Here is a 12,140-nt window from a genome sequence, read left to right on the forward strand (position 1 = left end):
GGTGGCCGCCGCGTCGGCCGCCTTCTGCGGGTCGGGATGGTCGAGCTGGTCGGTCGCCGCCGTGGGACCGGCGAACGGTCCGCCCGCGGCGAGGAGTTGCTCGTCGAAGCCGCCTTCCTGCTGCCGTGGCACGGTCGGGGATTCGACGGTGCCGGCGGCCCGGGTCGGATCGTGCCCTCGCTCGTGCCCTCGGTCATGGCTCACGGAGTGGGCGGTGGAACGGCCGTCGGCCTCGGGCACATCGGGTGAGGGAGTGGGGTTCACGCGGGCTTCCTTGAGGGTGTCCGGGGTCAGTGGGACAGACCGGCTTCGCTCCGGCGGAGCGCGACTCGCTCCGCGGCGGCCAGGGCATCGGCGAAGCGGTCGACAACCGCACCGGCCTGTTCATCGGTGAGCGTGAGAGGAGGGAGGAGACGTACGACGGCGGACCGGCGTCCGCCGAGTCCGACGATGAGACCGCGGCGCAGGCACTCCCGCTGGACGGCGGCGGCCAGGTCCTGTACAGGGGCAGGTGGCGCGGGGTCACCGGCCGCCGGGGCGACGAGTTCCACACCGATCATGAGACCACGGCCGCGTACGTCTCCGACACAGTGGTGGCTCGCGGCGAGCCCCTGGAGCCGGCCCAGCATGCGCGCGCCGAGGAGGGCGGCGCGATCGGCGAGCTTGTTCCGCCGTACGTACGCGAGGGTGGCCGCGCCCGCCGCCATCGCGAGCTGATTGCCGCGGTAGGTGTCCGTACGGCCTCCGGGCGGCCTGCTTTCGAGGTCCGAGTCGTACACGATCGCGGCCAGTGGAAGGGAGCCGCCGATCGCTTTGGAGAGCACCATCACATCGGGGACGATCCCACTGTGCTCCACCGCCCAGAAGGTGCCGGTCCGCCCTACTCCGGTCTGTATCTCGTCGGCGATGAGCGGAATGGACCGGTCCGCGGTCAGCGCGCGCATCCTGCGCAGCCAGGTGTCGGGCGCGGGAATCACTCCGCCCTCGCCCTGGACCGGTTCGAGGATCATTCCGGCGAAGGGCGGCACTCCACCGTCAAGGTCGTCGGGATCGTCGGCGGCGTCGGCATCGTCAAGGAGGTTCTCGGTCCAGCGCGCGGCGAGTTCGGCGCCGCGTTCGCCGCCGGCACCGAAGGGACAGCGGTAGTCGTACGGATAGGGCAGCCGCGTCACCCGTACGTCCTGGGCACCACTGGAGGCGGCGAGGGCGCCGGCTGTCGTCCCGTGGTGCGCGCCGGTGAAGGCGAGCAGACCGTCACGACCGGTGGCGGTACGGACGAGCTCGACTGCGGCCTCCACGGCGTCGGTGGCCGCGGGACCGCAGAACCGCACCCGGGCGTTCTCGGCGAACCGCCGTGGCAGCGTGGCGAACAGCTCGGTGGTGAAGGCGTCCTGCACGGGCGTGGCGAGATCGGGGACATGCAGCGGCGCGCCGGAGTCGAGAACCTTTCTGATCGCCTCCAGGACGACCGGATGGTTGTGCCCGAGAGCCAGCGCGCCCGCGCCGGAGAGACAGTCCAGATACCGCCGCCCGTCCGCCGCTTCGATCGTCAGCCCTCGCGCGCGCACCGGCACGACGGGCAGCGATCTCGCATAGGTGCGGGCCGCCGGTTCACGGAGGGACTGGCGCCGGAGAATGCCCTCGTGCACGACGGTGGGCGCCGCCGGAGCGGGTTCGGTCACGGCCACGGCGTTCGGTCCTCCCGCTGTCACGGTTCGGTCGCATGTCAGTACGGCGCCCGCCCGCCGAATGTTCGACGGTGAACGCCTGCCGGGTCCTCCGTACGTACCAACGACGCGGAACGCCGCGGATCACGGGCTGCCGAAAGATCCTTGCGACCCCCCGGAACCGGAGCCCTGCCGTGCGCCGTCCCCATCGGCACCGGCATAGTGGAGGGTCTTGCCCCGGCCTCAACACCGCGCCCGGGGTTCGTCGTTCGCTTTCCGTACGAACTGTTCCGAACCGTTCCGAAGTCCCAGGGGGATCACGCCATGCGACCCATTCGCCCGACGCTCGCCGCACGCCGTGGAAGGAGCACCCGGCGCGGATTCTCCCCCGCCCTGGCCGCGGCCTCGATCGCGGTGGCGCTCGCGCTGACGGCCACCGCCTGCGGTACGGGCGAGGAGAATGCCGCCGCCCAGCCGGGTGACTCCGGCGGTCTGTCGTCCGACGGCAAGATCACGATTCCCGACGATCTCAAGGACCGGCTCAAAGAGCATGGGATCGATATGGACAAGTGGCGTGGTGGCGAGTGGAAGAACTGGGACAAGGACAAGTGGCTCCGTGAGGCCAGGGACTTCGTCAATCCGATCATCGAGGACCTCTGGAACCCGGACCGTATGCGGGACGCGGAACAGCCGCCCGAGCGGCCCGTCGAGGAGCAGGACATCTCCGGCGACGAGGGAGTCACCGACCCGACTCCGCAGCCGGTCACCGCTCGGCCGGTGAGCACGCCGTACGGGGACAACGTGGCAGAGGCGGGCAAGCTGTTCTTCGACGGGCCCGAAGGTTCGATGGTCTGCTCGGCGACCGTGGTCCAGGATCCGGCCCACCCCGGCCAGTCCAATATGGTCTGGACGGCGGGCCACTGTGTGCACGCGGGCAAGTCCGGCGGCTGGTACCGCAACCTCGCCTTCGTCCCGTCGTACAACAACGACGGCCTGTCGACGGCCGAACTGGAGAGCGCCGGCAAGGAGAAGGTGGCACCGCACGGAGTGTGGTGGGCCGACTGGGCGCAGACCTCCGAGCAGTGGATAGCCCAGGGCGCCTCGACCGGCGGCCAGGGCGCGCCGTACGACTTCGCGGTGATCCATGTCACGCCGGAGAAGGACAGTGACGGCAAGTCGCTGGAGGAGACGGTCGGTTCGGCGCTGCCGGTGGACTTCAACGCTCCGGCCACGCCGAACATCGCGAGCATGACGGCGACCGGTTATCCGGCGGCGCCGCCGTTCGACGGCCAGAAGCTCTTCCAGTGCGAGGACAAGCCGGGCCGGCTGTCGCTGAACGCGGAGGATCCGACGATGTACCGCGTCGGCTGCACCATGACGGGCGGTTCGTCCGGCGGCGGCTGGGTCGCGGCCGGCCAGGACGGCAAGCCCGCACTGGTCTCCAACACCTCTATAGGCCCGGTCACCGCGGGCTGGCTGGCAGGACCGCGCCTCGGCGATGTGGCCAAGGGCATCTACGACGGAGTCAGCGAGAAGTTCGCAAGTCAGTGATGGCCGCGGACCGGTGGTCATCCGGCCGGCGGTCATGACGGAGGCCCGTCTCCCTCTGAGCAAAAGGGAGACGGGCCTCCGTCGTATCTACGCCACCACGTCGGTTCTACGCCACGTCGGCGTCCGTACGGTCAGCGGGCGACCGGCACATAGGGAGCGAGCGCCGCGGCCAGCTCCTCATGGACACGCGCCTTGAGCACCGTGCCCTCCGGAGAGTGCTCCTCGGAGAGCACCTCACCCTCGGCGTGCACCCGCGAGACCAGCCCGCCCTGGGTGTACGGCAGAAGCACCTCGACCTCCACCTCGGGCCTGGGCAGTTCGGCGTCGATCAGCGCGAGCAGCTCGCCGATTCCCGCGCCCGTGCGGGCCGAGACGGCGATCGCGTACCGCTCCGTACGCAGCAGCCGCTGGAGGACCAGCGGATCGGCGGCATCGGCCTTGTTGATCACCACGACCTCGCGTACATTCACCGCGCCCACATCGCGGATCACCTCGCGCACGGCGGCCAGCTGCTCCTCCGGCACGGGATGCGAGCCGTCCACCACATGCAGGATCAGATCGGAGTCGCCGACCTCCTCCATCGTGGAACGGAAGGCCTCGACGAGGTGGTGCGGCAGATGCCGGACGAATCCGACCGTGTCGGCCAGAGTGTAGATCCGGCCGCCCGGTGTCTCGGCCCGCCGCACGGTCGGGTCCAGTGTGGCGAACAGCGCGTTCTCCACAAGCACGCCTGCGCCGGTGAGCCGGTTGAGCAAGGAGGACTTGCCCGCGTTGGTGTATCCGGCGATCGCGACCGACGGCACCCTGTTGCGCCGCCGCTCCTGGCGCTTGATCTCGCGGCCGGTCTTCATCTCCGCGATCTCCCGGCGCATCTTCGCCATCTTCTCGCGGATCCGTCGCCGGTCCGTCTCGATCTTGGTCTCACCGGGGCCTCGGGTGGCCATACCGCCACCGCCGCCGCCACCCATCTGCCGGGACAGCGACTGACCCCAGCCGCGCAGCCTCGGCAGCATGTACTGCATCTGGGCGAGCGCGACCTGTGCCTTGCCCTCCCGGGACTTGGCGTGCTGGGCGAAAATGTCCAGGATCAGGGCCGTACGGTCGACAACCTTGACCTTGACGACATCTTCGAGATGGATGAGCTGGCCGGGGCTCAGCTCACCGTCACACACGACAGTGTCCGCGCCGCTGTCCAGCACCAGGTCCCGCAGCTCCTGGGCCTTGCCGGAGCCGATATAGGTGGCCGGATCGGGCTTGTCACGGCGCTGGATCACACCGTCCAGCACCAGCGCGCCCGCCGTCTCGGCGAGGGCCGCGAGCTCCGCGAGGGAGTTCTCCGCGTCCTGCACGGTCCCGGAGGTCCATACACCGACCAGTACGACACGCTCCAGACGGAGCTGTCGGTACTCGACCTCGGTGACGTCCTCCAGCTCGGTGGAGAGGCCCGCCACTCGCCGCAGCGCCGCGCGGTCGGATCGGTCGAACTGGTCGCCGTCCCGCTCTCCGTCGATCTCGTGGCTCCAGGCGACGTCCTCTTCCATCAGGGCATCGGCTCGAAGGCTGTCCGTGCGGAGGTCCGCGGAATCCCGCGCGTCCTGGGAAGGGGATGAAGAGGAGGTCATTGGATCCTTACGTCGAATGAGAGTCCGTTACAGCAGTCACAACGCGTGACGAACCGGAATGATTGCCGGCTGCGTCGCCGACATGTCGATGGTGACACGGTTCCGCCCGGCCGTCACTCGGGTTTCACGCTCCGTCGCCGGACGGTGTCACGAAGAACGGCGCGGTAACGGCTCCCGGGCGGCGCCGCGAGTCCCAGGCGGTGTCACCGGGCGCGGTCTGCCTCGCGGTCTGCTCGGGGACTGCGGACGAGGTGGGGCCCGTCACTCCGGGCGACGGCCGCTGAGCCTTGGGCGGCTCGCTCCGCCAGTCCGGGTGGCCCGGCATCGGCGGAGTCTTCCGCCCGTACAGCCACGCCGTGAAGAAGGCCGACAGATCACGTCCCGCGATCCGCGACGCCAGCGAGACGAAGTCCTCGGTGGTCGCCGTCCCGTCCTGGTGGATCCGTACCCAGTCGCGCTCCAGCCGCCCGAAGGCGCTCTCGCCGATCTCCTGCCGCAGCGCGTAGAGCACCAGGGCGCTGCCGTCGTACACCACCGGCCGGAACAGGCTGATCTGCTGCCCTGGTGTCGGAGGCTCGGGCGCGGCGGGAGGGCCGCCCGCAGCGCGCCAGGTGTCGGAGCGGAGATACGCGTTCCGCATCCGCGACTCCAGCGACTTCTTGGCGAACTCCTGCGCGTACCGGCTCTCGTACCAGGTGGCGTGCCCTTCGTTGAGCCAGAGATCCGACCAGGTGCGCGGCGAGACGCTGTTGCCGAACCACTGGTGGGCCAGCTCATGGACCATCACCGCGTCGACGTACCACTCCGGGTACTCGGGACGTGTGAACAGCGAGCGTTCGAAGAGCGTGAGCGTCTGTGTCTCCAGCTCGAAGCCCGTGTCGGCGCCCGCGATCAGCACGCCGTACGTCTCGAACGGATACGGCCCCACCTGCTGCTCCATCCAACGGAGTTGGGCCGGTGTCTTCTTCAGCCAAGGCTCCAGCTTCTCGCGGTCGGCGGCCGGCACCACATCCCGTACGGGCAGTCCGTGCGGCCCTTCGCGATGAACGACGGCCGAGTCGCCGATCGAGACCTGGGCCAGTTCCGTGGCCATCGGATGACGGGTGCGATAGGTCCAGGTCCTGGTCGTGCCCTGGCGGGAGGTCGCCTCGGGCAGCCCGTTGGCCACCGCCGTCAGCCGCGCGGGAGCCGTGATACGGAAGGTGAAGTAGGCCTTGTCCGCGGGATGGTCGTTGCCGGGAAAGACACGGCGCGCGGCATCGGCCTGGTTGGCCATCGCCAGCCCGTCGGTGGTACGGACCCAGCCGCCCTCCTTGCCGTCCGTGTCACTGGTGTGATGAACGGTGATCCGCATACGCGCGTCCTCGTCGACGGCCTCGTCCGGTGTGATCACCAGATCCTCACCGGCCGTCGCGAACTCGGCGGGCGCGCCATTGACCTCGACCGAGCGGACCGTGCCCTGGGTGAAGTCGAGATTGATCCGCCTCAGCCGCTGCGTCGTGAGCGCGCTGATTCTGGTGATGGCGTCCAGAGGCTTGGTGTTGTCACCGTGATAGGTGAAGTCGAGGTCGTAGTTCAGTACGTCGTAACCGGGATTGCCTAGGTACGGGAAGAGCGGATCGCCGATACCGAGCGGCTCGGGCGGGGGCAGCGTCGCGGCGACAAGGGTGGCCGAGGCGGCGGCCAGCAGGGCGGCGCGCAGTCGGCGGGAGGTGAACGGCATGGACCACGGCTATCAGCGCCTGACCAACCCGCACCGACGGCGCGCTCCGTACCCACCCGAAAGGGGCAGGTCAGAGCGGTGCAGCCCGCCGGATGCCGGTCTGTCACACGGTTGACGTCCGCGCTTCGCCGCCCTACCGGCCTCTTCTGCTCTGCCCGCCGCCGCTGCTCATGCCACCGCCCTTCACGCCGCCCTTCACACCGTCCTTCACGCCGTCCTTCACGCCGTCGCCGGGTGCTGGGCCCGGCTGACGTCGTACACGCCCGGTACATCGCGCATAGCCCGCATCAGACCGGGCAGACCCGCCGCGTCGGGCAGTCCCAGCGTGTAGGTGTGCCGTACGCGCTGCTCGCTCGGCGGCTCCACGGTGGCCGAGACGATCGCGGCGCCCGCCGTGGCGATGGTCTCCGTGAGATCGGCGAGCAGCCGGGGACGCCCGAAGGACTCCACATACAGCGTGACCTGGCACTCCGACGCGTCTCCCCAGCTCACCGTGACCGGCTTGCGGTCCAGCGCGCGCATCCGCTCCACCGCCCGGCACTCCTGCCGATGGACCCGGACGACACCGCCGCGGACCGGGAACCCGGTGACGGCGTCGGGCGGTACGGGCGTACAGCAGCCGGCCAGCCGTACGGTCGCTCCGGGCAGATCCACCACGGCGTTGGCGGCGCCGCGTCGGTCCGCGGTGAGCGCGTGGGACGCCCTGGGCGCGGCGTCGGGCGTTCCCACCGCCTCGGGATGCGCCGCCAGCCAGCCGGTGATCGCGATCCTGGCCGCGGCCGTACGGGCATGGTCGAGCCACTCCGGCGAAGGTCCCGAGGCCGCGTCCCGGTCCAGCAGGAGCTGCACCGTGTCGCCGTCGCTCAGCACCGTACTCAGCGGCGCGAGACGGCCGTTGACGCGCGCTCCGAGACAGCCGTGCGCGGCCTCTCCGTACTGCGCGTACGCGGCGTCCACACAGGTCGCTCCGGCCGGCAGCCCGAGCAGCCCGCCCTCGGCGCGGAAGACGGTGATCTCCCGGTCCTGCGCCAGATCCGCGCGGAGCGTCGTCCAGAACGTGTCCGGATCGGGCGCCGCCTGCTGCCACTCCAGCAGCCGGGAGAGCCAGCCGGGCCTGGTCGGATCGACGCGCTCGCCGTCGTACGGTTCCACGCCCGCCGTCAACCCGGCGCCGTCCACGGACTCCGCGCCGTCGACCGACGCGTAGGGATTGCCGAGAGCGACGACTCCGGCCTCGGCGACCTTGTGCATCTGATGCGTACGGATGAGGACTTCGGCGACCGCTCCGTCCGGGCCCGCGACGGCCGTGTGGAGCGACTGGTACAGATTGAACTTGGGCGCGGCGATGAAGTCCTTGAACTCGGAGATCACCGGAGTGAAGCAGGTGTGCAACTCGCCCAGGACCGCGTAGCAGTCGGCGTCCTCACCGACCAGCACCAGCAGTCGGCCGAAGTCCGTGCCGCGCAACTCGCCGCGTTTGAGCCGGGACCGGTGTACGGAGACGAAGTGCCGTGGCCGTACGAGCACTTCGGCGGTGATGTCCGCCTCGCGCAGCACCCGTCTGACGTCCTCGGAGATGGCCGCCAGGGCGTCGCCCGCGGTGGCGTTGTCCGCGATCAGGGCCCGGGTGTGGGCGTACTCCTCGGGATGGAGGATCGCGAAGACCAGATCCTCCAGCTCGGTCTTGAGCGCCTGGACGCCCAGGCGTTCGGCGAGCGGGATGAGGACATCACGGGTGACCTTGGCGATACGGGCCTGCTTCTCCGGACGCATCACACCAAGAGTGCGCATATTGTGCAGCCGGTCGGCCAGTTTGATCGACATCACCCTGACATCGTTGCCGGTGGCGACGAGCATCTTGCGAAAGGTCTCGGGCTCGGCCGCGGCGCCGTAGTCGACCTTCTCCAGCTTGGTCACACCGTCGACCAGATAGCAGACCTCGTCGCCGAACTCCGCGCGTACCTGATCGAGCGTCACGTCCGTGTCCTCGACGGTGTCGTGGAGGAGCGAGGCGGTCAAGGTCGTGGTCTCGGCGCCCAGTTCGGCCAGGATCAGGGTCACGGCCAGAGGATGCGTGATGTACGGCTCGCCGCTCTTGCGGAACTGCCCGCGGTGCGAACTCTCCGCGAGGACATAGGCCTTGCGCAATACGGAGAGGTCGGCGTCCGGATGGTGGGCACGGTGCGCGTCCGCGACATGGCCCATCGCGTCCGGCAGCCGGTCCCTGGAGGCGGGCCCCAGTAACGCGGCCCTGCCGAGTCTGCGGAGGTCGATCCTGGGAAGGCCGCGTCTCCGACTGTGGGCACCAGGGTTGGTGGCCTCTGCACTCATGGGCACCTCCGGGCAGCTTCGACCGGCGGTACGAAGAACGGGCAACGCCCTCCGGGCCGGTGCTTGATGCTACCGAGCCCACCACGGGTGGCAGTCCCGCCCCAGGCGTGTCTGCCGGACACGGCCTGGCCCTGCGTGAGACGGATCACCCATTCGAGCGAAGCGCCGGGGAAACTCAGGACGCGCCCTGGGCCGACGCCGCCTCCAGCCAGGCCCGGTCGATCTGTCCTTCCGCGACGATCACGGCTGGGCCCGTCATCTCGATCCCGCCGTCCGGACGCTCCGTGATGACCAGCCGCCCGCCGGGCAGCTCCACGGTGTAGGTGACGGGAGCGCCGGTCACCGAGGGATCGGCGCCGTCCCTGCGGGCCGCGGCGACGGCCACGGCGCATGCGCCCGTACCGCAGGAGCGTGTCTCGCCCGAGCCGCGCTCATGCACCCTCATCGCGACATGGCGCGGGCCTCGGGAGACGACGAACTCGACATTGACTCCGTCCGGGTAGACGGACGACGGGCTGACACGCGGCTCGGTGAGCAGATTCCCGGCGTGTGCGAGATCGTCGACGAACGCGACCGCGTGCGGATTGCCCATGTTGACGTTACGGGCGGGCCAGGCGCGACCGCCTACGGCGACCGTGGCGCTGTCCTCGGGAAACACGGCGCGCCCCATGTGGACCGTGATGTCTCCGTCGCCCGAGTGCTCCACGTGGGCGGAGCCCTGGGCCTTCGCGCTCTTGGCGAGATGGACCTTCTTCACCCCGTCGCGGGTGGCCACGGCCAGATCCCCGGCCGTCGCGTGACCGGCGCGCTGGAGATAGCGGGCGAAGACCCGTACGCCATTCCCGCACATCTCGGCGACGGATCCGTCGGCGTTGCGGTAGTCCATGAACCACTCGGCCTCGGCCGCCATCTCCAGCGCCTCGGGATGCGCGGCGGACCGTACGACATGCAGCAGCCCGTCGCCGCCGATACCGGCCCTGCGGTCGCAGAGGGCGGCCACCGCGCGCGGAGACAGATCGATGGTGTTGTCCGGGTCGGGGACGATCACGAAGTCGTTCTCGGTCCCATGGCCCTTGAGAAAGGCGAGGGACGCGGTCTGCGAGGTGCTCACGGGACCCATCGTACGAGCAGGCACCGACACCGGCCGCCACTCGACGGCCTTCCCGGTCCTCCCGGCCTGCTGGGCGCGGCGCTCAGCGCAGCCGGGCGACCCGCCAGACGGCGAGAGCGACCAGAGCGGCGCCCACCGTCACATACAGGGCGATGACCCGCCAGTCGGGACGTTCGCCGGAGGTACGGGTCGGCAGCCCGGGCCAGGTGTGGCCGACCTTGCGGGCGGCCATCATGCCCCAGCCCGCCGCGCAGCAACTGATCAGGAGTCCCAGCATGGCGACGACCGCGCCGCCGTCCCCGGTGCCGAAGGCGAGAGGGAAGGCGAACATCAGGGAACCGATCGCCGCCAGTCCCACGATCGGCGCGAGCTGCCAGATACGCAGCCGGCGCTGCGGGCGCAGCTCGACCTCGACCTCCGGGGTCGCGGTCTCCTCCTCCGGTCCGTCGGGACTCAGCCGTGGGGCGTCGTCCCGCGTGTCCGGTACCGCTGGTTCTCTGTCACGAGGGCCGGCCGCCATCGCCACGCGCCCTCCCCATTCGGACTCCACTGGCCGATCGATGCCCGATGGTCGATCGATGCTCGATGATGGCACGCCCGGAGGGACAGCAAGGACGAGCGGAGCGTCCCGATGCCATCACGTGATCAGGCTGTGACCGCTCGTTCGACCAACGCCAGCGCCCGGTGCGGCAGTTCCTCCCGCTGCTCCGTTCCGCCGCCCAGCCAGTGCACGCGTGAGTCGCGCCGGAACCATGAGTCCTGGCGGCGCGCGAAGCGTTTGGTGGCGCGTACGGTCTCGGCGCGCGCCTCGTCGTCGGTGCACTCCCCCGCGAGCGCCGCGAGCACCTGCTGATAGCCGAGCGCGCGTGAGGCCGTACGTCCCTGGCGCAGTCCCCGGGTCTCCAGCGTGCGCACCTCGTCGACGAGTCCGGCCTCCCACATCCGGTCCACGCGCTGCGCGATCCGGGTGTCCAGCTCGGGCCGGGCGACATCGACGCCGATCTGGAGCGTGTCGTAGACCGCGTCATGGCCGGGCAGATTGGCGGTGAAGGGCTTGCCGGTGATCTCGATGACCTCCAGCGCCCGGACGATACGGCGGCCGTTGCTGGGCAGGATCGCGTGGCCGGCCTGGGGATCGGCGGCGGACAGCCGGGCATGCAGGGCGCCGGAGCCGCGCTGGCTCAGCTCCGTCTCCAGCCTGGCGCGCACCTCGGGATCGGTGCCCGGGAAGTCGAGGGCGTCGATGGCGCCCCGTACGTACAGCCCCGAGCCGCCCACCAGTACGGGCGTACGGCCCGCCGCCAGCAGCCGGTCGATCTCCGCCCTGGCCAGCTTCTGGTACTCGGCGACACTGGCTGCCTCGGTGACATCCCAGATGTCCAGGAGATGGTGCGGGATACCGGCGCGTTCCTCGGCCGTCAGCTTGGCCGTCCCGATGTCCATTCCGCAGTAGAGCTGCATGGAGTCGGCATTGACGACCTCACCGTCGAGTTGCCGGGCGAGATGGACGCCCAGATCGGACTTGCCGGCCGCGGTGGGACCGACGACGGCGATGACCCGCGGTGCGGTAGCTACGCTTCTCACCGACCCAGTCTTGCAAACTCGCAGGCCCGTACCCGAACGAGTTATGTGACGGCACCCGCTCCGGGCAGCGCGGAATTCCATCTCCACGCGTATCATAAAGAAAACATATGGGTGTTTTTTCACGGTTTCGACGGAAGTCATCGGCCGCGTCCGTGACGTCAACCGACGAGGCGGAGGCCGCCACCGGACGGCCGGCCTCGCGACGGCACCCGCACATAGTCTGTTGTCTCCTCCGAGGGAAGGTGGGCCATGGGCTTCATGGATTCGTTGAAGGCCAAGATCGCTCCGGCCAGGGACAAGGTCTCCGACTTCGCGCAGCAGCACGGAGGCAAGATCGAGTCCGGGCTGGACAAGGCCGCCCGCACGGTCGATCAGAAGACCAAGGGCAAATACAGCGACAAGATCGATTCGGGGACGGGCAAGGCGAAGAACGCCCTGGGCCGGCTCACCCACAAGGACGACGGCACCACTCCCCCGCCACCGCCCGCCTCCTGATCCTCGGCAACGGCTGTGGACGGCCGCGTGGCGCCTTCGAGCGCCGCGCGGCCGTC

9 protein-coding genes and 1 pseudogene are annotated in these 12,140 nt (G+C 69.9%); 2 read left to right on the forward strand and 8 right to left on the reverse strand.

The window, feature by feature from the left end:
* Positions 1–264, reverse strand: a pseudogene (locus GA0115259_RS13825) (hypothetical protein); the annotation flags it as partial.
* Positions 265–290: 26 nt separating this feature from the next.
* Complete coding sequence (locus tag GA0115259_RS13830) at positions 291–1,688, reverse strand: aminotransferase class III-fold pyridoxal phosphate-dependent enzyme (protein ID WP_093595905.1); 1,398 nt, start codon at positions 1,686–1,688, stop codon at positions 291–293.
* Positions 1,689–1,991: 303 nt separating this feature from the next.
* Here GA0115259_RS13830 and GA0115259_RS13835 point away from each other — a divergent pair, with 303 nt between their 5' ends.
* Positions 1,992–3,218: a trypsin-like serine peptidase gene (locus tag GA0115259_RS13835; protein ID WP_093595908.1), complete on the forward strand. Its 1,227-nt coding sequence runs from the start codon at positions 1,992–1,994 to the stop codon at positions 3,216–3,218.
* Between the two features lie 131 nt (positions 3,219–3,349).
* Here the strand turns inward: GA0115259_RS13835 and hflX are convergent, their stop codons facing one another.
* The 6 genes from hflX to miaA form a co-directional block, all read right to left on the reverse strand.
* Positions 3,350–4,840 (reverse strand): GTPase HflX, encoded by a 1,491-nt coding sequence (gene hflX / locus GA0115259_RS13840; protein WP_093595911.1) that lies wholly within the window; start codon positions 4,838–4,840, stop codon positions 3,350–3,352.
* A gap of 124 nt (positions 4,841–4,964) precedes the next feature.
* Positions 4,965–6,563, reverse strand: a complete 1,599-nt coding sequence (locus GA0115259_RS13845; protein ID WP_093595914.1) for a M1 family metallopeptidase — start codon at positions 6,561–6,563, stop codon at positions 4,965–4,967.
* Between the two features lie 219 nt (positions 6,564–6,782).
* A complete protein-coding gene (locus GA0115259_RS13850) occupies positions 6,783–8,894 on the reverse strand; it encodes a RelA/SpoT family protein (protein ID WP_093595917.1) in 2,112 nt (703 codons plus the stop codon).
* A gap of 175 nt (positions 8,895–9,069) precedes the next feature.
* Positions 9,070–10,014: a diaminopimelate epimerase gene (gene dapF, locus GA0115259_RS13855; RefSeq protein ID WP_093595920.1), complete on the reverse strand. Its 945-nt coding sequence runs from the start codon at positions 10,012–10,014 to the stop codon at positions 9,070–9,072.
* Positions 10,015–10,087: 73 nt separating this feature from the next.
* Positions 10,088–10,525 carry a hypothetical protein gene (locus tag GA0115259_RS13860; RefSeq protein WP_066953317.1) on the reverse strand — a complete coding sequence of 146 codons (438 nt, stop codon included), beginning with the start codon at positions 10,523–10,525 and terminating at the stop codon, positions 10,088–10,090.
* Positions 10,526–10,650: 125 nt separating this feature from the next.
* Positions 10,651–11,589, reverse strand: coding sequence for a tRNA (adenosine(37)-N6)-dimethylallyltransferase MiaA (miaA, locus tag GA0115259_RS13865; protein ID WP_093595923.1), 939 nt, complete (start codon positions 11,587–11,589; stop codon positions 10,651–10,653).
* A 249-nt stretch (positions 11,590–11,838) separates the two neighbouring features.
* Between miaA and GA0115259_RS13870 the strand changes: the two genes are divergently transcribed.
* Complete coding sequence (locus tag GA0115259_RS13870; RefSeq protein ID WP_093595926.1) at positions 11,839–12,084, forward strand: antitoxin; 246 nt, start codon at positions 11,839–11,841, stop codon at positions 12,082–12,084.
* The last annotated feature ends 56 nt before the right edge of the window (positions 12,085–12,140 follow it).

This window comes from Streptomyces sp. MnatMP-M17, assembly GCF_900091995.1.
Taxonomy (GTDB): domain Bacteria; phylum Actinomycetota; class Actinomycetes; order Streptomycetales; family Streptomycetaceae; genus Streptomyces.